The 21,303-nt window shown below is 55.5% G+C and carries 17 protein-coding genes and 5 pseudogenes; 14 read left to right on the top strand and 8 right to left on the bottom strand.

Going from position 1 to position 21,303, the window contains the following annotated elements; translation table 11 throughout:
• From BCA33_RS06600 to ribA, 5 genes and pseudogenes are all read left to right on the top strand, one after another.
• Positions 1–835, top strand: an 835-nt coding sequence (locus BCA33_RS06600; protein WP_175469716.1) for an SEC-C metal-binding domain-containing protein, incomplete at its 5' end; no start/stop codon positions are given.
• Between the two features lie 121 nt (positions 836–956).
• Entirely contained in the window at positions 957–2,174 is a 1,218-nt protein-coding gene (gene argJ / locus BCA33_RS06595; protein ID WP_071264391.1) for a bifunctional glutamate N-acetyltransferase/amino-acid acetyltransferase ArgJ, read from the top strand.
• 2 nt (positions 2,175–2,176) lie between these two features.
• Positions 2,177–3,160 (top strand): Nudix family hydrolase, encoded by a 984-nt coding sequence (locus BCA33_RS06590; protein ID WP_071264389.1) that lies wholly within the window; start codon positions 2,177–2,179, stop codon positions 3,158–3,160.
• 151 nt (positions 3,161–3,311) lie between these two features.
• Positions 3,312–3,751 (top strand): annotated as a pseudogene (gene moaC, locus BCA33_RS06585) (cyclic pyranopterin monophosphate synthase MoaC).
• 72 nt (positions 3,752–3,823) lie between these two features.
• Positions 3,824–4,438 (top strand): GTP cyclohydrolase II, encoded by a 615-nt coding sequence (gene ribA / locus BCA33_RS06580; protein ID WP_071264387.1) that lies wholly within the window; start codon positions 3,824–3,826, stop codon positions 4,436–4,438.
• Positions 4,439–4,479: 41 nt separating this feature from the next.
• On the opposite strand, the pseudogene dxs reads toward ribA, so the two are convergent.
• The 4 genes and pseudogenes from dxs to BCA33_RS06560 all read right to left on the bottom strand — a co-directional run bounded on the left by dxs (position 4,480) and on the right by BCA33_RS06560 (position 8,532).
• Positions 4,480–6,409: pseudogene (gene dxs, locus BCA33_RS06575) on the bottom strand (1-deoxy-D-xylulose-5-phosphate synthase).
• Positions 6,410–6,552: 143 nt separating this feature from the next.
• Positions 6,553–7,425 (bottom strand): polyprenyl synthetase family protein, encoded by an 873-nt coding sequence (locus tag BCA33_RS06570; protein WP_254774233.1) that lies wholly within the window; start codon positions 7,423–7,425, stop codon positions 6,553–6,555.
• A 23-nt stretch (positions 7,426–7,448) separates the two neighbouring features.
• On the bottom strand, positions 7,449–7,703 hold the full coding sequence (locus tag BCA33_RS06565) for an exodeoxyribonuclease VII small subunit (RefSeq protein WP_071264383.1): 255 nt from the start codon (positions 7,701–7,703) through the stop codon (positions 7,449–7,451).
• A gap of 55 nt (positions 7,704–7,758) precedes the next feature.
• Complete coding sequence (locus BCA33_RS06560) at positions 7,759–8,532, bottom strand: NRDE family protein (protein ID WP_071264381.1); 774 nt, start codon at positions 8,530–8,532, stop codon at positions 7,759–7,761.
• A gap of 99 nt (positions 8,533–8,631) precedes the next feature.
• Here BCA33_RS06560 and BCA33_RS06555 point away from each other — a divergent pair, with 99 nt between their 5' ends.
• The 4 genes and pseudogenes from BCA33_RS06555 to BCA33_RS06540 all read left to right on the top strand — a co-directional run bounded on the left by BCA33_RS06555 (position 8,632) and on the right by BCA33_RS06540 (position 11,770).
• Complete coding sequence (locus tag BCA33_RS06555) at positions 8,632–9,429, top strand: sulfite exporter TauE/SafE family protein (RefSeq protein ID WP_071264379.1); 798 nt, start codon at positions 8,632–8,634, stop codon at positions 9,427–9,429.
• A gap of 10 nt (positions 9,430–9,439) precedes the next feature.
• On the top strand, positions 9,440–10,228 hold the full coding sequence (gene lgt / locus BCA33_RS06550) for a prolipoprotein diacylglyceryl transferase (RefSeq protein WP_071264378.1): 789 nt from the start codon (positions 9,440–9,442) through the stop codon (positions 10,226–10,228).
• Entirely contained in the window at positions 10,225–11,064 is an 840-nt protein-coding gene (locus BCA33_RS06545) for a thymidylate synthase (protein ID WP_071264376.1), read from the top strand. The genes lgt and BCA33_RS06545 overlap by 4 nt, the downstream gene beginning before the upstream one ends.
• Before the next feature lie 191 nt (positions 11,065–11,255).
• Positions 11,256–11,770: pseudogene (locus BCA33_RS06540) on the top strand (dihydrofolate reductase).
• Here BCA33_RS06540 and BCA33_RS06535 read toward each other — a convergent pair.
• Positions 11,749–13,281 carry a DEAD/DEAH box helicase gene (locus BCA33_RS06535; RefSeq protein WP_071264374.1) on the bottom strand — a complete coding sequence of 511 codons (1,533 nt, stop codon included), beginning with the start codon at positions 13,279–13,281 and terminating at the stop codon, positions 11,749–11,751. The pseudogene BCA33_RS06540 and the gene BCA33_RS06535 overlap by 22 nt on opposite strands.
• Before the next feature lie 294 nt (positions 13,282–13,575).
• Here BCA33_RS06535 and BCA33_RS06530 point away from each other — a divergent pair, with 294 nt between their 5' ends.
• Positions 13,576–14,268 carry an acyl-CoA thioesterase II gene (locus BCA33_RS06530; RefSeq protein ID WP_254774232.1) on the top strand — a complete coding sequence of 231 codons (693 nt, stop codon included), beginning with the start codon at positions 13,576–13,578 and terminating at the stop codon, positions 14,266–14,268.
• Between the two features lie 33 nt (positions 14,269–14,301).
• Here the strand turns inward: BCA33_RS06530 and BCA33_RS06525 are convergent, their stop codons facing one another.
• Together BCA33_RS06525 and BCA33_RS06520 are read right to left on the bottom strand one after the other, a co-directional pair.
• A complete protein-coding gene (locus BCA33_RS06525; protein WP_071264372.1) occupies positions 14,302–15,201 on the bottom strand; it encodes a haloalkane dehalogenase in 900 nt (299 codons plus the stop codon).
• 145 nt (positions 15,202–15,346) lie between these two features.
• Positions 15,347–15,694, bottom strand: a complete 348-nt coding sequence (locus BCA33_RS06520) for a hypothetical protein (protein ID WP_071264370.1) — start codon at positions 15,692–15,694, stop codon at positions 15,347–15,349.
• 113 nt (positions 15,695–15,807) lie between these two features.
• On the opposite strand from BCA33_RS06520, the gene BCA33_RS06515 reads away from it, so the two are divergent.
• Together BCA33_RS06515 and BCA33_RS06510 are read left to right on the top strand one after the other, a co-directional pair.
• Complete coding sequence (locus BCA33_RS06515; RefSeq protein ID WP_071264368.1) at positions 15,808–16,887, top strand: AI-2E family transporter; 1,080 nt, start codon at positions 15,808–15,810, stop codon at positions 16,885–16,887.
• A gap of 123 nt (positions 16,888–17,010) precedes the next feature.
• Entirely contained in the window at positions 17,011–17,403 is a 393-nt protein-coding gene (locus tag BCA33_RS06510; protein ID WP_071264366.1) for a peptidoglycan-binding domain-containing protein, read from the top strand.
• Positions 17,404–17,476: 73 nt separating this feature from the next.
• Here the strand turns inward: BCA33_RS06510 and ilvD are convergent.
• A pseudogene (gene ilvD, locus BCA33_RS06505) lies at positions 17,477–19,311 on the bottom strand (dihydroxy-acid dehydratase).
• A gap of 156 nt (positions 19,312–19,467) precedes the next feature.
• On the opposite strand from ilvD, the pseudogene BCA33_RS06500 reads away from it, so the two are divergent.
• Both BCA33_RS06500 and BCA33_RS06495 read left to right on the top strand, forming a co-directional pair.
• Positions 19,468–20,723: pseudogene (locus BCA33_RS06500) on the top strand (HDOD domain-containing protein).
• Entirely contained in the window at positions 20,720–21,298 is a 579-nt protein-coding gene (locus BCA33_RS06495; protein WP_083394655.1) for an LON peptidase substrate-binding domain-containing protein, read from the top strand. The pseudogene BCA33_RS06500 and the gene BCA33_RS06495 overlap by 4 nt, the downstream one beginning before the upstream one ends.
• The last annotated feature ends 5 nt before the right edge of the window (positions 21,299–21,303 follow it).

Genomic DNA, 21,303 nt, shown 5'->3' with positions numbered 1-21,303 from the left:
CGACATGCGTAAAACGCTGCTCGAGTACGATGACGTAGCCAACGATCAACGTACGGTTATCTACGACCAGCGTAACGAAGTAATGTCTTCTGAGGATGTCTCCGAGATGGTAGATACCATCCGTGAGGACGTTGTTGATGTGTTAGTGAGCGAGCATATTCCGCCCCAGAGCATGCCTGAGCAGTGGGATGTGGCTGGTCTTGAGACTCAGTTGCAGGCAGAAATGTCGATCGATCTGCCAATCCAGGATTGGTTGGCAGAAGACAAAAAGCTATACGAGGATAACCTGCGCCAGAAAATCCTGGACGAAATTGTGGCAGCCTATCGAGCCAAGGAAGAAGTGGCCGGTGCTGAGTCTATGCGTAAGTTTGAGAAGCAGGTATTCCTGCAGGTTCTGGACACGCTGTGGAAAGAGCATCTTTCAAATATGGATCACCTGCGTCGCGGTATCCATCTGCGCGGCTACGCCCAGAAGAACCCCAAGCAAGAATATAAGCGCGAAGCGTTTAACATGTTTGAAACCATGCTTGAAACCATGAAGCGTGATGTGGCCCGTGTGCTTTGCCACGTGCGGGTTCAGGGTCGAGAAGAGATGGAAGAGGTCGAGCGCCGCCGCAAGGAGGAGCTGGAGCAGGAGCTCGCCAAAGCACGCCTACGCCACGATGAGACCAGCGCTACGGCACAGAGTGAAGGCGAGCGCGAAAGAGGAAGCGAGGGCAGCGCAGGCACGACCCCTGAGACCTTTGTAAGACAGGAGCGCAAGGTAGGCCGAAACGAGCCCTGCCCATGCGGATCCGGCAAAAAGTTCAAGCAGTGTTGTGGCAAGGTGAGCTAACGCCCCCACGCTGACACAAAGCAAAGAACGGAGCCCGCAATCGACCAGCTGACTGGCAGACTGCGGGCTTTTCGTTTTCAGACATATTCATTTCAGACGCAGTATCAGAAGGAGTAGCGCGATGGCGGTTGGACCAGGAACCTTACCCGAGTTTTTCCCGGTAGCAGGTGTGAGGCTGGGTATTGCCAGCGCAGGTATTAAAAAGCCGGGGCGCAAGGACATAGTTGTGTTTGAGCTGGCACCGGGAAGCCGTGTTGCTGGCCTGTTTACCCGCAACCAGTTCTGCGCAGCGCCGGTTACTCTGAGCCGCAAACACTTGGCTGAAAAAGCACCGCGTTACCTTTTGATCAATACAGGGAACGCTAATGCGGGCACAGGCGCGCGTGGCATGGATGACGCTCTTGCCTGCTGCCAGGCTTTGGCGCAGCAAGCCGGTGTGAGCGCCACCGAAGTGTTGCCGTTTTCAACGGGGGTGATTGGAGAACCCTTGCCAGTTCAGAAGATCATAAGTGCTTTGCCTGAGGCTCTGGCCGGCACTGGGGATAGCCGTTGGGCAGAAGCGGCCAGCGGCATCATGACAACAGACACACGCCCGAAGGGCGCATCGGCGCGGGTTGATCTGGGTGGCCACACAGTGACTGTTTCTGGCATCAGTAAGGGCGCAGGTATGATCCGCCCTAACATGGCCACCATGCTGGGCTTTATTGCTACCGACGCCCGTATAGCGCCAGATGCGCTGCAGGCGCTGGCATCGGAGTTGGGGGAGCAGTCTTTCAACCGGATTACCATTGATGGCGACACCTCCACCAACGACGCCTGCACGCTGATTGCTAGCGGCCAGTATTCCGGCCCGGAAATCACGTTCGACAGCCCACACCTGCCTATACTTCGGGAGGCGCTAAAAGAGGTCTACCTGGATCTCGCCCACGCAATAGTGCGTGATGGTGAAGGTGCAACCAAGTTCGTGACTATTCACGTCAGTGGTGCTGCCGCCCAGCAGGAGGCGCTGGATGTTGCCTATACCGTCGCGCACTCACCTCTGGTGAAAACCGCGTTGTTTGCATCGGATGCCAACTGGGGGCGGATTCTGGCGGCAGTTGGCCGGGCCGGTGTTGCCGATTTAGACGTCGACATATTGGAAATCTACCTTGGAGACGTATGCCTTGTGAGAGGTGGTGGCCGCGCTGAGGACTACTCTGAAGAGCGTGGGCAGGCGGTTATGAATGAAGAAGAGATTACTATTGCCATTGACCTTAAGCGGGGAGATGTCAGCGAGACAATATGGACCTGCGATTTTTCCCACGACTACGTAACCATCAACGCGGATTATCGTAGCTAAGCATGGCCAGAATAGAAGCGGATGTTCGGGAAGTTCATGTGGCGGTCGGCGTGATTGCCCGGGGTGGGCGAGTACTTATTGCCCGGCGCCCTGATCATGCTCACCAAGGTGGGCTGCTGGAATTTCCGGGGGGCAAGGTGGAGCCTGGCGAAACGGTACAGGCTGCCCTTGCTCGTGAGATTTCGGAGGAAACCGGGTTACACATCCCGCTAGACTCTTTGCACCCAGTGATTGGGATTCGCCATGATTACGGTGATAAACGGGTGTTTCTGGATGTTTGGAGAACAGACCAAGCCCAGGGTGAGGCCCATGGCCGTGAGGGGCAGCCCATAGATTGGGTGAGCCCATGCAGCTTGCGGGATGAAGACTTTCCTATGGCTAACCGGCCTATTATCCGGGCGTTGAAGTTACCTTTTTTGTTGGCCATTACCGGCAGTATGTGCACCGGCCAGGCTGGCGTTCAGCAGTTGCACAAGGCGCTTGCCAACTTGCCAGAGGGTAAGCGCGCCAGGCTGGTACTGCTGCGAGCGCCGGATATGGTCGCAGAGGACTATAATTCGCTGGCAGAATCCGCCTTGGAGGTTTGTGAGGCGGCCGGTGCAGGCCTTATGCTGCATGGCTCGGTTGCGGTGTTTGATGACAACCCTGATGCAGCGGGGCTGCATTTACCTTGGCGTGAAGCCGAAAAGCTAAAGGCCAGGCCGGTGCCAGATGGGATTTGGCTCGGAGTGTCTTGCCACGATGGCCGCGAAATAGACCACGCTGTCGCCATAGGCGCAGATTATGTGACCCTGGGCCCGCTACAGCAAACGGCTACCCACCCCGGGGCTCCGGCTCTGGGGTGGGAGAAATTTCGCGAGCTGGTCTGCCAGGCGCCGATACCAGTTTTTGGGCTAGGCGGGCTGGGGCTAGCTGATCTGGAAGCGGTTCACCATGCGGGCGGCCAGGGCGTGGCCGGCATCCGTTATTGGTGGCCAAATAGCTGATTATGGTCAGTCGCCCAGAAGGGCATCTCTGGTATGCTCCCCTGCGTTGACCGTTATTTATATCGTTACGTACTTAATCATTTAATGAACCTGAACCCCGGGAGACACCGTGAGTAAATTGACCCATCTTGATGACAAGGGTGAAGCCCGCATGGTGGACGTTACGGACAAAGCCGTAACCGAGCGCGAAGCCCGCGCTGAAGCAAGGATTTACATGGCAGGGGAAACCCTCAGGATGATCACCGAAGGGGAGCACCCAAAGGGTGATGTGTTGGCGGTTGCCCGCATTGCCGGGATTATGGCGGCCAAACGAACACACGATCTTATCCCCCTGTGCCACGCATTGAATCTTACGTCTGTGAAGGTGGAGCTCAGCCAGGTGCTGATGGCGCATCGGTGCACATACTGACCCGTTGCAAACTATCGGGGCAGACAGGTGTTGAAATGGAAGCCCTCACTGCAGCCAGCGTGGCAGCGCTTACCCTTTACGACATGTGTAAAGCTGTCGATAAGGGCATGGAAATCGGCGGCGTGCGCTTGTTGGAAAAAAAAGGTGGACGCAGCGGGCACTGGACGGCCAGCGACCAGTAATAACGTATCTGCACAGGGCCTCGGCCCATGGTAGAATACGTGCCCCGATTTATTGAACCACGAGGAAACACTGTGGCTGTTCGTTACATCGAGACCTGCCGATTGCCGACCCCGTTCGGGGTATTCGATATGCACGGCTTTGAAGAGCCAGACACGGGAAAGGAGCATATTGCCCTGACTCTGGGGTCGCTGGACGGTGACGAGCCCATGCTGGCCCGAACGCACTCTGAGTGTTTGACTGGCGATGCGCTATACAGCATGCGGTGCGATTGCGGTTACCAGCTTGAAGAAGCGTTACGTAGCATTGCCCGTGAAGGGCGCGGTATTCTGATGTACCTGCGCCAGGAAGGCCGCGGTATTGGTTTGCTCAATAAGATCCGTGCGTATAATTTGCAGGATCAGGGGGCGGATACGGTAGAGGCTAACGAGCGCCTTGGATTTGCAGCGGATCTTCGTGATTACAGCATGTGTAAGGATATGTTGGAGCATCTGGGTATCAAAAGCCTGCGCCTGATGACAAACAATCCGCGCAAGGTAAATGCTCTGACCTCATATGGCATTGAGATCATTGAGCGGGTGCCTCTTAATGTTGGCCGCAACCCTCATAACGAGCAATATCTGAATACTAAGAAGAGTAAGCTCGGCCACTGGCTTGAGGCCCATCAAGACGACGACCCCCAGCATTAAGTAAAAGCCCGCTTGAGCGGGCCTTTTTCTATGTGACTATGTTATTTAACCGCTTTCAGCCTCTGATGCTGTAGCCGTTCCATTCGAGTGCTGATACTGGAGAATATGCCCTCGCGTCCAGCCGCAGGCCTTAAGAAGCTCTTCGTGTTTGCCATGATCTATAAATGTGTCCGGGAGCCCAAGCTGAAGCACAGGCATGGACACTTCCTGTCGGTTCAGGCACTCGGTGACAGCGCTGCCCGCACCACCGGCAACGGAATTCTCTTCCAGCGTCACGAGCAGTTCGTGCTGTTCTGCCAGTTCGAGAACCAGGGCTTCATCCAGGGGCTTAACAAATCGCATATCTACCACCGTTGCCCCCAGCCTTTGAGCCGCTTCCAGTGCCGGAGTGAGCAGTGTGCCAAAGTTTAGAATGGCTATGTTGCTGCCCTCGCGAACCTTGCGCCCCTTGCCGATCTCCAAAGGTTTAAGCTCTTGCTGGATTTTCGCTCCAGGCCCGGTTCCTCTTGGGTACCGCACGGCTGCCGGCCCTTCAAACAACAGGCCAGTATGAAGTAGCTGGCGTGTTTCATTTTCATCCGAGGGGGTCATCAGAACCATGTTCGGGACGCAGCGCAAATAGCTGATATCAAAAGCGCCTGCGTGGGTAGGGCCGTCTTCACCTACCAGTCCGGCCCGGTCGATGGCGAACAGTACATCCAGGTTTTGGATAGCCACGTCGTGTATAAGTTGATCGTACCCGCGCTGTAAAAACGTGGAGTAAATCGCAACCACGGGTTTGGCGCCATCACAGGCCATGCCCGCTGCAAGCGTTACAGCATGCTGTTCGGCAATGGCCACGTCGAAGTAACGATCCGGGAACCGCTCAGAGAATGCCAGCAGGTCGGATCCTTCGCACATGGCCGGAGTAATGCCGCTTACACGCTCATCTTGTTCTGCGGCATCGCAAAGCCATTGCCCGAACACGTTCGCGTATTTTTGCTTGGCAGGCGCAGATTTAACCGGCTCTGGCTTGCTTGCCGGCACTGGCTCAATCTTGTTTATGGCGTGGTAGCCGATAGGATCAGCTTCCGCCGGAGCGAAGCCCTTGCCTTTGGTTGTCACCACGTGGAGAAACTGCGGGCCCTCCAATTCGCGGATGTTCTCAAGGGTTTCGACGAGCAGTGGCAGGTCGTGTCCATCAATGGGGCCGATGTAGTTGAACCCCAGTTCTTCAAACAGCGTGCCCGGTGCAATCATGCCTTTGAAGTGTTCTTCTGTTTTTTTGGCCAGTGCCATCAGGTTTGGCGTGCCCTGAAGCACCTTCTTACTGCTATCGCGAACCTGGTTGTAGGTGCGGCTTGAAAGCAGTTTGGCAAAATAATTGGACAAACCGCCAACGTTGCGGGAAATCGACATGTCGTTGTCGTTCAAAATGACCAACATGTCGGCGCGCAGGTGGCCGGCATGGTTCAATGCCTCAAAAGCCATACCGGCAGTCATGGCTCCATCACCGATAACAGCAATGCTCTTGCGGCCTGTGTTTTGCTGTCGGGCGGCCACAGCCATGCCCAGAGCCGCGCTGATGGACGTACTGGAATGCCCCACACCAAAGGTGTCGTATTCGCTTTCTGCTCGCTTTGGGAAGCCGGCCAGGCCACCCTTGCGCCTGATGCTGCCCATCTGCTTGCGGCGGCCTGTGAGAATCTTGTGCGGGTATGCCTGGTGGCCAACGTCCCACACCAAGCGATCTTCAGGTGTATTGAAGACATAGTGCAGTGCAACGGTAAGCTCGAGTACGCCGAGCCCAGCGCCGAAATGGCCACCGGTTTGCCCAACCGACCATAGCAAAAATGCCCTCAGCTCTCTGGCGAACTGAGTAAGCTGGTCAGACGGCAGCTCCCGCAGCTGGGCGGGTACGTCAATCCGGTCCAGCAGCGGTGTATTTGGCTGCTGTGCGGGGATTTCCTTGAAAATATACGTGTCCTGCATCTGCTAGGGTCTTTTCCGGTATGTTCGATAACTGGCTGGCATTATAGGGGAACAGGGGCACCTGTTTCACACTTGCCGAGCCATAGGTTACGAAAATGTATGTGTGCAGTGTGCGCTCTGGAGGCTCTGAGCTGCAATGGGGCTCAGTGTGTTCTTGCCACCACGTAATCTGCCATGGCCCGCAAAGGGTCGGCTTCTGGCCCAAAGTCCTGCAGGCTCTCCAGGGCGCTGTCGAGCAAGGCGGCGAGATGTTTTCGCGCGCCTGCAAGCCCCAGTAAAGCGGGATACGTCGGTTTTGAACGGGCGGCATCGGAACCCTGGGGCTTGCCTATAATGTCTGTATCCCCTTCTATGTCGAGCAGATCATCCTGAACCTGAAATGCCAGTCCAAGCGCTTTGGCATAACCGGTCAGGGCGGTAAGCGACCGCTCGCTAACTCCGGATGCTGTCAATGCTCCGATGCGTACGCTGGCTTCAATCAGTGCACCGGTTTTGTGCCGGTGCATGGTCTCAAGTTGCGCCAAAGACAGGTTTTTGCCTACGGATTCCAGATCAATTGACTGGCCCCCTACCATGCCTCCATGGCCGCTTGCCCGGGCCAGCTCCTTAATCATGGTCAGCCGCGCGGGGGCCTCGATGCCAGGGGCATCCGCAAGCCATTCAAACGCCAGCGCCTGCAAAGCATCGCCGGCCAGAATAGCGGTGGCTTCGTTGAAGGCAATGTGTGCGGTTGGTCGGCCTCGGCGTAATTCGTCGTTGTCCATGGCTGGAAGGTCGTCATGCACCAACGAATAAGCGTGAACCAGCTCTATGGCACAGGCCGGCACCAGAGCAACATCAATGCTTTGTCCCAGCGCGGTTGCAGCCGCTAAGGTGAGCGCAGGGCGAATGCGTTTCCCGCCGCCCAGAACGCTGTAGCGCATCGCTTCTTGAAGCTGCTCAGAGGCCGATTGGGATGCAATGCGGCGATCCAGTTCTGTGTCCACTAGAGTGCGACAGGTATTCAGAAAATCCATGGTAAGCCGGGTCTCCATTTGCATTAGCTGGCGTCGTCCGGCGAAAACGGACGGGTTTCCAGTGTGCCGTCGTCGTTCTGTACCAATTGTTCAACCCGTTGTTCGGCGCTTTTCAGAGCGTGCTGGCAGGCTCGGGTAAGCTTTACACCGCGCTCGAAGGCAGTCAGGGATTGCTCAAGGGAAAGTTCCCCTTGCTCCAGATTGCGAACCAGAGTTTCAAGTTCATCTAGAGATTTTTCAAAGTCAGCAATGGATGTGGCGTCTTGTTGACCGGCCATCGGTGGCCCTCCGATCGGGTGAACGAATTTTGCGGATTATATCAGAGGCTGAGCGCTATCGCTGCCAGTGGAACTCCCGGAATTCCTTGGGACAACCTTCAGGGGCCCAACTTTGCTCAGTAACATGAACCTCGCCGGTGTGGGAGATACTAACAATGGTGGTCGCACGTGTGCCGTATTCTGCGCCGATTATAAACGGCGATGAAAGAAACCGCTCAGTGTCGCGGTGTACTCCGGTGTTGGGGAGCAGATGATCTGGCGCTGGTGTTGTGTCCTGTAATAGCCGGGTAAGGTTTTTGTGTAGATCTTCTGCATTTCCTCGCGCCGATGAGACGGTGTGGCCCACGGCCTCCCTGAGGCGCAATAGCTTGGGCCACGGCGTTTGAAGAAGATGGTTGCTCAAACCATATACGCCGCGATGAATGCTGCGCCCCGGGTGAGCATCGCGATTGCTGAAATACCAGCCACTGGTATCGCTGAGACTTACAAGATTAAACCCTGCATACCGGGCAGAGGTATTTGCCAGGCTTTCTTGCAGTCGTGATTTTGGCTCGTTAAGTGCTCGCAGAGGCAGCTCGCCACGGCTAGCATGTCCGGCTTCTGATGCGCCTTCGCGCACGTTGGTTACGGCGGCTACCGCACCTTCAGGGGAAACAGCTAGCCAAGTACCCCCGGATTGCAGATCCTTGCCAGACAGCACCCTGTTACCAGCTTCTGTGTTCCACCAGTCCAGAGGCGCAGTGGGCCGGCGAAAAAACTCATCCCGATTGGCAGCAACCACCAGTGGAAAACGGGTGCTCTGGCCAAGAGAAAATGCGATCAGGCACATGCTAAGTTGCTCTCCGGAGTTATTGGGGCATTCCGAGATGATGAAATTGTTACTGGTGTGTATCATACCAGCCTTGTTTTCCCGGATGTGTGAGTAACTATGTCCCTGTTATCCGTATTTGCCGTGTATATGGTGCTTGGGGCCTTTGCGGGCACGCTTGCAGGCCTGTTCGGCATTGGTGGTGGCCTTATTATTGTGCCGGTACTGATTTTTAGTTTTGGGGCGCAGGGCTTCGGTCTTGAGGTTGCTGCCCACATGGCTGTTGGAACCTCGCTGGCGACCATTGTTTTCACATCCATTAGCTCCATTCGTTCTCACCATGGTCATGGGGCTATTCGCTGGGATGTTTTCCGGCCAATGGCTATCGGCATTGTAGCCGGTGCACTTATTGGTGCCTGGACCGCTGCGTTATTGAGTGGTGCTGCTTTGGAACTGATCATCGGTATATTTGTCATTCTGGTGGGCATCAAAATGCTGCTCGACGTAAACCCCTCGCCGGGCCGGAACGTTGCGGGTAAACCGGGTCTTGGTGTGGCTGGAGCAGTTATTGGTTGGGCCTCTGCCATATTTGGTATCGGGGGCGGAACGCTCACCGTGCCATATTTGAGCTGGAGCAATGTTCGAATGCAGCAGGCAGTGGGCACCTCTGCCGCGTGCGGGTTACCTATTGCAGTTGCAGGTGCTCTTGGCAATGCCTGGACGGGCTGGAATGAGCCAGCGCTGCCGGAATACAGTCTCGGTTTTATCTATTTGCCTGCCTTGATCGGAATTATTATCACCAGCGTGCTGTTTGCACGTGTGGGAGCTAATTTGGCACACCGGCTCAACGCCAAAGTGCTGAAACGCGTCTTCGCCATCATGCTTTTGCTGGTGGGCCTTCGTTTTTTAATGAGCTAAGAGGTTATTGATGCTTCAGCATCCACAGATAGACCCCGTTGCCATCGCCATCGGGCCACTAAAGATTCACTGGTACGGTCTGACATATTTGGTCGGCTTCCTGGCTGGTTGGTGGCTAGGACGAATACGCACACGCAAACCCTGGTCTCCTGTAACAGAGGAGCAGATGGGCGACCTTCTGTTTTACCTTGCCCTTGGGGTTATTCTGGGGGGGCGCTTTGGTTATGTGATCTTCTATAACTTTGATGCCTTTCTGGCAGACCCGCTGTGGCTTCTGCGGGTATGGGAAGGCGGCATGGCTTTTCATGGTGGACTGTTGGGAGTCATGTTTGCCATGTGGTGGTACGGCCGCAAAATCGGAACCGGATTCTGGCGGATTGCAGATTTCGTTGCTCCCTTGGTGCCGGTAGGGCTTGGGGCAGGGCGCATTGGTAATTTCATCAATGGCGAACTCTGGGGTAAGCCTACCGATCTACCCTGGGGCATGGTGTTTCGCCAAGCCCCCGATGCGCTGGCTCGCCACCCGTCCCAGCTCTACCAGTTTGCTCTCGAAGGCGTGCTGTTTTTCATTATTCTCTGGTGGTTCTCCGCCAAGCCGCGCCCAAGAATGGCGGTGTCTGGGCTGTTTCTGATTTGCTATGGCGTCTTCCGCTTTTTGGTGGAATTTGTACGTGAGCCCGACGCACAGCTTGGTTACCTGGCTTTTGACTGGGTCACCATGGGACAGGTGCTTTCCTTCCCGATGATTCTGGCTGGGGCGGTGTTGATGTTTATTGCTTACCGGAGAAACGCGGAATGAAAGCCTATCTCGATCTGATGCAGGATGTCGTTGAAAACGGGTTCAATAAAGGCGACCGGACGGGTGTTGGCACCCGTTCTGTTTTTGGGCGGCAGATCCGTTTTAATCTTCAGGATGGCTTCCCGCTGGTCACCACCAAAAAAGTACACCTGCGCAGTATTATTTATGAGCTGCTTTGGTTCCTGAAGGGGTCTACAGACAACAACTGGCTAAAAGAGCGGAAAGTCTCGATCTGGAACGCCTGGGCGCTGGAAAATGGCGATCTTGGGCCTATCTACGGCAAGCAATGGCGAAGCTGGCAATGCCCGGATGGCCGTGTGGTGGACCAAATCAGCGATGTCATCGACCAGATCCGCAACAAACCAAACTCTCGCCGCCTGATCGTCTCAGCCTGGAATCCGGCGGAGCTCCCGGATGAGTCCGTGGGGCCACAGGACAACGCCCGCGAAGGCCGCATGGCGCTGGCCCCCTGCCACTGCCTGTTTCAGTTCTACGTGATTGACGGCAAGCTATCCTGCCAGCTGTATCAGCGCAGTGCGGACTTAATGCTCGGCGTGCCGTTCAACATCGCATCCTATGCTCTGCTAACCCACATGATCGCCCAGCAGTGTGATCTGGACGTGGGTGAGTTTGTACACACCTTTGGCGATTGCCACCTGTACCAGAACCACCTGACAGACGACATTGTGTTTGAGCAGCTAAAGCGCGAGCCAAGAGCTCTGCCAAAACTGGTTATCCAGCGGAAGCCAGGCTCAATTTTCGATTATGAGCTGGAAGACTTCGAATTCGAGGGCTACGACCCTTATCCGGCCATCAAGGCGCCTATCGCTATTTGATGCTGGCGGGGCGTCTTCCAAAATTTGACCGGAAACTTGAGTGAACGGGCGAGCGGGAAGGGTACTCCGAAAAACGCTGTGAATACGTCCGTGTACGCTTGGCTCCGCCATCCATGGCTCCGCACATTTTCGGAGTCCCCTTCCCGCTCGCCCGAATTATGTTTCGATGTTCGAATTCGAGAGGAAAAGAAATGCGTAAAGCCTTAATAGTCGCCATGTCCCGAAACCGGGTAATCGGCAAAAATAACAATCTGCCTGGTACCTGCCGGGTGATTTGAAGTACTTCAAGCAAGCGACCATGGGCAAACCCATCATCATGGGCCGGAAAACCTGGGATTCCATTGGTAGGCCACTGCCTGGCCGGATGAACGTCGTCATTTCCCGCAACGCAGACCGTGAAGCCCCCGCAGGAACCGTTACTGCAAAATCACTGGAAGAAGCTCTGGTAAAAGCTGAAGCACAGGCTGAGCTGGATGGTGGTGACGAGGTAATGATTATCGGAGGAGGGCAAATCTATACGGAAGCGCTACCCATGGTAGATCGTATTTACATTACTCAGGTACACGCCGAGGTGGATGGCGATGCGTATTTTCCGGAAGTGAGCTGGGATGAGTGGGAAGAAATCGGACGGGAGGATTTCTCCGCGTCCGATAACAACCCTTACGACTACAGCTTCGTCGTCTATCAGCGCTTGGCGTCTGACTGACGAGGAGGCCGGTTACCGGCCGGCTTGCCACCTTTGCCAGGTGGCTTGCCGCGAGCACCGGCGCCGCCAGGCCCACCGCGTCCTTTGTTGAAGCCGCCTTTTGGTGGTCCTTTGCGGAATTCACCTTGGCGGCCGCCGCCTTTGCGGTCACGGCGCGCAGGTGCAGACGCAGATACTACGGGCAGGGCTTCCGGCTGCTCCAGGGGCAGTGAACCAGGTTGCATTGCCTCCATCCAGCATGCCAACGCGCCGGCAACCATGGCGATGTCCATTTCGTTGCGCTCAGCTATTTCATCCAGCAGAGCCATGGATTTTGCGATCTTTTTGTCTTCTGCAAAGCCCATAAGCTGGCTTTCAAACTGCTCTTCGCGCATTTTTTTCAATTCAACGGGCGTTGGCAGTTGGTAAGCTTCCATGGGTGAGTTGGTAGCGCGCTCAAGAGTGCGCAACCAGCTCCGCTCCCGTGGCGTTACCAGAAGAATCGCCTTTCCTTCGCGCCCGGCACGACCGGTGCGGCCTACCCGGTGGATATAGGCTTCGGTGTCGTAGGGTACATCGTAGTTAATAACGTGTGTGATTCTGGGTACGTCCAGGCCACGTGCGGCTACGTCAGTAGCAACAATGATGTCTTTCTTGCCGCGCTTGAGGTCTTCAACGGTCTGTTCGCGCTGGCGCTGGTTCAAATCCCCGTTCAGGGGCGCCACTGCGTGACCGCGGGCGCTCAGTTTTTCTGCCAACAGCGTGGTTTCGGCCTTGGTGCGCACAAAGATAATCGCACCTTCGATAGGCTCTACTTCCAGGATGCGGGTCAGCGCATCCAGTTTGCGCTCTGCATAAACGGGCAGAACAAACTGCGAAATACGCTCAACTGTGCGGGTTTCGCTTTCGATTTTCACCTCAACCGCGTCGCTCAGGTAGGTTTGAGCTACCTTCTTGATTTGCGGTGGCATGGTGGCTGAGAACAGAGCGCGCTGACAGTTTTCCGGCGTCTTGGAGAGAATGGCCTCAACGTCGTCAATAAAGCCCATGCGCAGCATTTCATCTGCTTCGTCCAACACCAGGGCCTTCAGGTTGCCCAGCCTCAGCGTGCCTTTGCGAAGATGGTCAAGCATACGGCCGGGGGTGCCGACAATAACCTGAGCGCCGCGCTTGAGGCCTTTGATCTGAGGGTAGAAATCCTGGCCGCCGTAAATAGGTAGCACGTGGAAGTTACGAAATTTCGAGGCGTAGGAGGTAAAGGCTTCTGCTACCTGAATAGCCAGCTCTCGCGTGGGCGCCAGAACCAAAATCTGGGGCTCAGTTACCGTGGCGTCAATTCGGCTCAGTAGTGGTAGTGCAAAGGCTGCGGTTTTACCCGTGCCGGTCTGGGCAACGCCCAGGAGATGTTTGCCAGCGAGCAGCGCAGGAATGCACTGGGCCTGGATGGGCGTTGGGGTTTCATAGCCAATAGCGGATACAGCTTCAAGTACGGCTGGATCAAGCCCCAGTTCGGCAAAGGACAATTCAGACATTGATTTACTCGGTATTCGAAAGGTAGAGCATTGCCCGTGCAATGCATTATGTGGCGATATTATAACCGCTTTCTACGGGCTTTAATACGTAAAATCTTTTGTAGTCTGTAGGTAGTTGCCGGGGCGCTGCCATTGCGTTGTTCCGGGATTTTGGGCAATCTTTCTGTTCTCACCGATAGGTTGCTAACAGGAAGGCACTATGACCTTTGATGAACTGATTACCGCTGGCCGTGCCAGTAATGAGTTGACGATGCCGGCATCCTGGGCCCAGGGCGCGCGACGTTTGGCGGCCTGGTGACGGGCTTGTTGTTTGATCGGATGGAGGGAATAGTCACCGGTGCCAGGCCGGTGCGCTCCATGCACGTATCTTTTGTGGGGCCGGTGGAGGCTGAGGTACCCGCAACTTTTGATGTGCAAATACTGCGTGAGGGGCGGTCGGTTAGTCAGGTAGAAGGGCGAATTATTCAGAACGAAGAGCCCAGGGTGGTATGTATTGCCGCGTTTGCCGGCGACCGAGAGTCCGCTGTGCGGATTGATGGCGTGTCAGCTCCAGAGATAAAACCTGTGGATCAGTGCCAGGCCCTGCCTTATATCGAAGGCGTGACCCCGGGATTTATAGGTCACATAGATATGCGTTGGGCGTACGGAAGCATGCCGTTCACCGGAGGAAGCGGGCGCGAAATGGGTGGATGGATGCGGTTTCGGAAAACGCCGGAGGTTATGACAGATGCACACATTGTGGCCCTGATTGACGCTTGGCCCGCGCCGGTTCTCCAACACTTCAAATCCCGCGTGCCAGCGAGTTCATTGTCTTGGGCGTTTGATATCATCCACCCAAGGCCAGCCTTGAAGGCGGATGACTGGCTCGTGTACAAGGCGACAATTGAACAGGCAGGAGATGGTTACTGCCATTTCAATGCCCAAGTCTGGTCCCCTCGTGGTGAGCTGTTGGCAATCAGTCGCCAGACGGCGACTGTATTCGGTTAATGCCGTCTAAGCTGCCTGGAATAAAAGGGTGGCTTAGGCCACCCTTTCTATTTTCAGCGCATCAATAATGATCTGAGCAAAATCTTCGGGGGAATCTTCCTGCAAAAAGTGCCCGCCTCGCAAAATGAGGTGCGGTTGTCCCAGTGCGCCTGGAATGCGACGTTGCATATAGCGGTCGCCGCCGCGGGTTATGGGGTCGCCGCTGCTAAAGCACGTGATAAAGGGTTTGCGCCATTGCTCCAGAACTTTCCAGGCTGCTTTGTTGGCATCGCTTGCGGGGTCGTCTGGGGACACGGGTACCAGCTTGGGGAACGCCCGAGCCCCGGCCTTGTAGTCGGTTGACGGGAATGGCGCCTCGTAGGCTGCCAGTTCGTGCTTATTCAGTGTTCGCTCGGTTCCCAGTTGGACAATCCGGCCAACTGGGAACCAGGGGCTGTGGGTCGCGAAAGCCTTCCACACACTGAATGCGGCTGGCGCGCGGGTTTCACCGGTTGGCAGCATGCCGTTGCCAACAATGATGCGCTGGAATCGATCCGGAAGCTCTGCTGCAAGCCGCAGACCAAGAAGCGAGCCCCAGTTTTGGCAAACCAAGGTAATATTTCTGAGGTTCAGAGTTTCCAGCCACTGGGTAAGCCACGCCATGTGGCGATCGTAACTGTAGTCGTCCACAGAGGCCGGCTTGTCGGATTTTCCGAAGCCCACAAGGTCTGGCGCCAACACCCTATGCCCCGCAGCGGCGACAAGAGGGATCATGTGACGGTACAGGTACGACCAAGAGGGCTCGCCGTGAAGCATTAGAACGGGCGAGCCGCTTGCAGGGCCTTCGTCAACATAGTGCATCCGAAGACCGGGTTCGACATCCAGGTAATTAGGAGCAAAAGGGTAGTCCGGAAGACCTGTGAAGCGGTCGTCGTCGGTTCTTAGAATACGCATGCCATCGACTATCCTGACTGATTGGTTGCGTGATTGTTACGGGCTTCCTGTTTCAGGAGCCGTTGCAACAAGCTTCAGCCACTAGGATAAATCAGTTCGCAGAATAGTGTGTTTGAGTTGCGTAACAGAGCGTTGCGGCTTTGAATCAGGACTTGTCTGGCTCGACAGTGGGACGACGGTTGGAGCGCTTGTCTTCCCAGTTGAGATCTTTTGGGTTGTACCAGCCGATGGCGTTGAGCACTTTTTCGCGTGTTGTGGTCGATAAGGTTGGCCACAACTCCTGAAAGTCATCCAGCCCCTGGTCGCGCAGCCGCTGTTGCTTGCTCTGCAAGCGGTTAATAATTCGCGGCAGTTGCAGAGCCTCGCCCAGCTGGCCCGGCACAAGAACCTCCTGGCCCAGAACTTTTCGGCGGTGGGTTCTGGCGGCGAGCACTCGGCGCAACTCCGCCGCTGCGTCCAAGGCAGTTTCCGTGGTAAAGGTTTCCAATGCCATGACCTGTTTAATAGTTAATCAACAACTTTTCACTATACCCTGAAGCATGCACGAGTGGCCATGCAGGCGTGGTAGCTAATGCCCGACTGAATCTGATAGGACAAAACGGAATTATGTACGCAAAACTTGAGACACGAACCTTTCTTGCCATGCTGGTCGGAGTTTCCCTAGCCTTCGTGCTTCTCATGAAGCCTTTTTTCGGGCCCATTTTTTGGGCAATCGCCATTGCACTGATTTTTCACCCGTTTCAGGTATTCCTGGTGCGCCGGCTTGGCGATCGACCAAACGTGAATGCATTGATTACGTTAACCGTATGCATGTTGATTGTGGTGATTCCGGTGCTGGTGTTGGTGACCTCTCTGGTGGCTGAGGGGCTAGGGATTTATCAGCAAATTCAGGACGGTCAGATAAAGCCAGGCGAGTATATTGATCAGGTGAACCAGTCTTTCCCGGCCATTCAATCATCCCTGGCGCAATTTGATATAAGCTTTGGCGAAATCCGTGATCGAGTGGTCAGCCTGTTTGTGGGTGGTAGCCAATTTCTTGCGAAACAGGCCCTGGGTGTTGGTCAGAATACTTTCCAGTTTTTCCTCGGGCTGGCCCTGATGGTGTACCTGGCGTTCTTTCTACTGCGCGATGGCAACAAGCTGGTTGACCTGCTGATTCGCGCGCTCCCGCTGGGGGATGAGCGTGAGCGCTTGCTGTTTGCCAAGTTTGCTGAGGTAACTCGTGCAACGGTTAAAGGTAATCTGTTGATTGCTATTATTCAGGGCGCTTTAGGTGGCATCATTTTCTGGCTTCTAGGCATTGGCGGCGCGCTGTTGTGGGGCGTGGTCATGGCTATTTTCTCATTGCTGCCTGCTGTGGGCGCTGCGCTGGTCTGGGTGCCAGCCGCTATTTACCTTGCCGCCGTGGGGGATGTCACCCAGGCGTTGGTGCTTACAGCTTTCGGCGTAGTGGTTATAGGGCTTGCGGATAACCTGCTGCGCCCAATTCTGGTTGGCCGGGATACTAAGCTTCCTGATTACATTGTGTTGCTGTCCACCTTGGGTGGCATTGCCATGTTTGGTATTAATGGTTTTGTGATGGGGCCGTTGGTCGCTGCGCTGTTCATGGCGTTCTGGGGGATCTTTATTCGGGAATTCAGTGAAGAGCCACAAGCGACCCTTAACAATGATGAGGATGTCGGTTAAGGCGACACGAGACAAAAGTATGCTAGTCTTTTAAGAATTCGCCTCAGCCTGTGGAGATTGGCACCACATAACAAGAAAGAAACGGATATCGGTGAGATATCAGGAGTAAAGCAGGTGAGTATCATGAAAAACGCGACCACCCGTATGGGCCGCTTGGCGCTCGCAGCCGGTGCAACCGTCATTTTGGGGTTCGCGCCCGCCGCGTTCGCGGATGAAGCGGTTTCGCTGAAGAATGCCCTTTACGGCGCTGGGTACAACATTACCAATGTAAACTCTGGAATGGACGAAACCACCCGGTCTGAACTGTCTCGTTTTCAGAAGGATAATGGGCTTCAGGCAAACGGTATTCTGGATGAGGCAACCAAAAAAGCGCTGGGCATGATCCGTGTTCAGGTTGCGGCCGCCGCGCCTGTGTCAGCTCCAAAGAAAGCTCAACCTGCAGCTACCAGCCAGCCTGAGCCAGTTGAGGAAGATGCCGTTGAAGAAGAGGATGACGGCGGTTGGTCATTCTTCTGATTTAGGTGTCCAGAAACAAAAAAGCCCGCGCAGGTTATGTCAACTGCGCGGGCTTTTTGTATGAGGGGCCAGATTAACCGAGCTTTTCCAGATCCCTTACGGCGCCTTTGTCAGCGCTGGTTGCCAGCAGCGCATAGGCTTTCAGAGCCGCTGACACTGCACGATCTCTGGGTTGCTCAGGCTTCCAGCCTTTTGCATCCCGGGCTTCTCGACGACGATCCAGTTCCTGTTGATCCAGCTGTACGTTGATGGATCGTTGGGGAATGTCGATAAGGATCGGGTCGCCGTTTTCGATTAGGCCAATAGCGCCCCCGGCTGCAGCTTCGGGCGAGGCGTGGCCAATGGAAAGCCCAGAGGTGCCGCCGGAGAACCGGCCGTCGGTGAGCAATGCGCAATCTTTGCCCAGCCCTTTGGACTTGAGATAGCTGGTGGGGTAGAGCATTTCCTGCATACCGGGGCCGCCTTTGGGGCCCTCGTAGCGGATAATGACCACGTCACCGGGTTTGACTTGATCATCCAGAATACCTGCAACCGCAGCGTCTTGGCTCTCAAATACCTTGGCCGTGCCCTCGAACACAAAAATGCTCTCATCCACGCCTGCGGTTTTTACCACACAGCCGTCAACGGCGATGTTGCCATACAGGACGGCAAGGCCGCCTTCTGAGCTATAAGCGTGCTCAACCGAACGAATACAGCCGGTCTCGCGGTCGCCATCAAGGCTTGGCCAGCGAGTGCTTTGGCTGAAGGCTGTCTGGGTTGGGATGCCGGCGGGACCAGCTTTGTAGAAGTCAACAACCTCAGGCGGCGGTGAGCGCATAATATCCCAGGTTTTCAGGGCTTCTTTCATGGTTTTGCTATGTACCGTGGGCAAATCGGTATTGATCAGGCCGCCACGTTCCAACTCCCCCATAATGCCCATAATGCCACCCGCGCGATGCACGTCTTCCATGTGATATTTGGGCGAGTTTGGAGCGACTTTGCATAACTGCGGGACCCGGCGGGAAAGCTGGTCAATCTCGTTCAGAGTGAACGGAACCCCGCCTTCCTGAGCGGCTGCCAGTAGGTGCAGAATGGTGTTAGTGGATCCGCCCATGGCGATATCCATAATCATGGCGTTTTCGAACGCGGCCATGGAGGCGATGCTCCTTGGCAGCACACTGGCATCGTCCTGTTCGTAATAACGCTTTGCATTCTCCACAATCTGCCGGCCGGCTTTCAGAAACAGCTGCTCACGGTCGGAATGGGTAGCCAGCATGGAGCCGTTGCCGGGTAACGCCAAACCAATGGCTTCGGCCAGGCAGTTCATGGAGTTGGCGGTAAACATGCCGGAGCAAGAGCCACAGGTGGGGCAAGCGCTGCGCTCGTATTCTGCAACCATTTCGTCGTCGGCAGTGGGGTCTGCTGCAATAACCATTGCATCCACCAAGTCCAGTTTGTGTTCTGACAGCTTGGTCTTGCCGGCTTCCATGGGGCCGCCGGAAACGAAAATAGCGGGAATGTTCAGGCGCATGGCGGCCATTAGCATTCCCGGTGTGATTTTGTCGCAGTTGGAGATGCACACCATCGCGTCGGCGCAGTGAGCATTCACCATATACTCGACTGAGTCAGCAATCAGTTCCCGGGACGGCAGCGAGTAGAGCATGCCATCGTGGCCCATGGCGATGCCGTCATCCACTGCGATGGTGTTGAATTCTTTGGCAACTCCGCCGGCTGCCTCGATTTCGCGGCATACAAGCTGGCCAGATCCTTGAGGTGGACGTGCCCGGGCACAAACTGCGTGAAGGAGTTAACAACGGCAATAATGGGCTTGCCGAAATCACCGTCTTTCATGCCGGTGGCGCGCCAGAGGGCGCGGGCGCCGGCCATATTGCGGCCGGCGGTCGAAGTCCGCGAACGATACTGAGGCATGGTGTTCTGGTCTCTCTGTAAGAATGCTGGTTGAATGCTTTAATGCAGAGGTAAAGGATACCAGATTAGCCTCTGGGCGCATGGTTGTTTTCCGCCGCCGTGGTTACAATAGTTAACAGATATTACGAATCAATGCCTCGCTTAAGGAGATTGCCTATGGCTAGCCAGGAAAGCCTGCCGCTACGCCGTTTGAAAGCATTTCAGCCACTGAATCGACTGACTGATGATCAGCTGGTATTACTAGCTAGTCGCGCCGAACGCAGGGCTCACGGTCCAGGCCAGCGCGTGCTGGAGCGAGGTGTGCGTGACGGCCTGGATTATTTTCTGGTGTCCGGAAAGGTCGAGTTGGAATCGATGGATGGTCGTAAGTCGGTCATCGAGGCCGAAACCGAGCAGGCACTGAACCCCATCGCCAGACTGCAGCCGCGAATGTACGACGTGACCGCAGTAAAGCCTTGTGAGTTTCTTGTGGTTGAGCAGGACGTGCTCAATCAGCTTTTGCGCGCAGCGCCAGTTGCCCAGGTAGAGATGGATTCGGGTGAGAGCCAAGGTGAGGGTGAGAGCGAAGAGCACCATCTACTGATGAAATTTTACGCAGAGCTTCGCTCCAACCAGCTTAAGCTTCCAAGCGTTCCCGATGTGGCTTGGAAAGTGCGGCGTCTGGTCGACAGAGACGACACTACTGCCGACCAGGTGGCCAGCGCCGTGTCTGCCGACCCGGCCATGGCGGCCAAGCTGGTGCGAGCCTGTAACAGCCCGCTTTACCGGGGTTTCAGCGATGTGCGTAACGTTCGTGAGACAGTTGTTCGGCTGGGCATGCGCACAACTCGTCAGCTGGTTACCGTGTTTTCCATGCGGGAAGTGTTCAAAAGCCGGCATCCGTCGTTACAGAGGGAAATGGAAAAACTCTGGCGGCACTCCCGTGAGGTGGCGGCACTTTGTTGGGTTTTAGCCGACCATGCAACCCGCCTGAATCCAGAGGAAGCATTGCTGGCGGGACTGCTCCATGACATAGGTGTGGTACCGGTTTTGGTGCAGGCGGAGCATCATGTAAATCTGTTTGCTGACGACACTAATCTGCACAGTGCCATCAGCGAGCTGCGGGCAGATGTTGGTACCGCTGTTCTGGAAAGCTGGTCATTCCCGCCCACTTTTGTTGAAGCTGTGCGGCATGCAGAAGACTGGGGCTATGAGGCCGGGAAGCAGAGCCTCAGCTGGTGGATGTCGTTATTGTGGCGCAACTTCACGCCATGATTGGGTCCAGCCAAAATGAGGGCCTGCCTTCGTTCGACGAGGTGCCGGCCTATGGCAGGCTTGGCAATCTTGAGCTGAACGCCTCTCGCAGTCTTGATCTTCTGACCAAGGCGCGAGCCCGGGTTGATGAAGTTCAACAACTGTTGTCGATTCGATGAAGGTTCCGGTTTTTCCTCTCAATTCGGTTGTGTTGCCTGGGGGCAGGGTTCCATTGCAACTGTTCGAGCCGCGTTACATCGATATGCTGACCCGCTGCCTGAAAGAAGATCAAGGATTTGTTATCACCTTGCTACGCGAGGGTGAGGAATCCGAGCGAGTGGCGTCTTTTTATGAAACCGGCACATACGTGCGCATCATCGACTTTCAGCAACTGGACAATGGGTTGCTAGGGATTACTGTTGAAGGCGATGCCAAGGTTTCTATCACCCGCAGCTGGCAACAGGACGATGGCTTGAATTTGGGCGAGGTGGCCTTTTTACCTGCAGAAACCCGGGCGGATATTCCCATCGTATTTCACGAGCTGCCCTCTGTATTGCGCGCGTTGTTCAGGCACCCGGTTATTGATGAGCTGGGTATGAGTGTTGATTATGATGAGGCTTGTAGTGTCGGCTGGCGGTTGACCGAGCTGCTACCTCTGGACAAGCAGGAAAAGCAGCACCTTTTGGAGATGCAGGATCCACTGACACGCTTGAGTCGCCTACAAGAATTGCTTGAAGCTCTCGAAGAAGGCTGAGGTCG

Source organism: Marinobacter sp. AC-23, assembly GCF_001858325.1.
Classification (GTDB): Bacteria; Pseudomonadota; Gammaproteobacteria; order Pseudomonadales; family Oleiphilaceae; genus Marinobacter.
This window is presented reverse-complemented; position numbering and strand designations above follow the sequence as displayed.

What these genes read in the sequence shown, in the direction of transcription:
- BCA33_RS06560 (WP_071264381.1), bottom strand. Translation starts at nt 8,532, where the DNA reads ATGTGCCTGATCGCATTTTCTCTTGGCCAGAGCACCCGTTTTCCACTG.
- BCA33_RS06535 (WP_071264374.1), bottom strand. Translation starts at nt 13,281, where the DNA reads ATGTCTGAATTGTCCTTTGCCGAACTGGGGCTTGATCCAGCCGTACTT.
- BCA33_RS06520 (WP_071264370.1), bottom strand. Translation starts at nt 15,694, where the DNA reads ATGGCATTGGAAACCTTTACCACGGAAACTGCCTTGGACGCAGCGGCG.
- BCA33_RS06525 (WP_071264372.1), bottom strand. Translation starts at nt 15,201, where the DNA reads ATGCGTATTCTAAGAACCGACGACGACCGCTTCACAGGTCTTCCGGAC.
- argJ (WP_071264391.1), top strand. Translation starts at nt 957, where the DNA reads ATGGCGGTTGGACCAGGAACCTTACCCGAGTTTTTCCCGGTAGCAGGT.
- BCA33_RS06510 (WP_071264366.1), top strand. Translation starts at nt 17,011, where the DNA reads ATGAAAAACGCGACCACCCGTATGGGCCGCTTGGCGCTCGCAGCCGGT.
- BCA33_RS06565 (WP_071264383.1), bottom strand. Translation starts at nt 7,703, where the DNA reads ATGGCCGGTCAACAAGACGCCACATCCATTGCTGACTTTGAAAAATCT.
- BCA33_RS06555 (WP_071264379.1), top strand. Translation starts at nt 8,632, where the DNA reads ATGTCCCTGTTATCCGTATTTGCCGTGTATATGGTGCTTGGGGCCTTT.
- BCA33_RS06570 (WP_254774233.1), bottom strand. Translation starts at nt 7,425, where the DNA reads ATGGATTTTCTGAATACCTGTCGCACTCTAGTGGACACAGAACTGGAT.
- lgt (WP_071264378.1), top strand. Translation starts at nt 9,440, where the DNA reads ATGCTTCAGCATCCACAGATAGACCCCGTTGCCATCGCCATCGGGCCA.
- BCA33_RS06495 (WP_083394655.1), top strand. Translation starts at nt 20,720, where the DNA reads ATGAAGGTTCCGGTTTTTCCTCTCAATTCGGTTGTGTTGCCTGGGGGC.
- BCA33_RS06590 (WP_071264389.1), top strand. Translation starts at nt 2,177, where the DNA reads ATGGCCAGAATAGAAGCGGATGTTCGGGAAGTTCATGTGGCGGTCGGC.
- BCA33_RS06545 (WP_071264376.1), top strand. Translation starts at nt 10,225, where the DNA reads ATGAAAGCCTATCTCGATCTGATGCAGGATGTCGTTGAAAACGGGTTC.
- BCA33_RS06515 (WP_071264368.1), top strand. Translation starts at nt 15,808, where the DNA reads ATGTACGCAAAACTTGAGACACGAACCTTTCTTGCCATGCTGGTCGGA.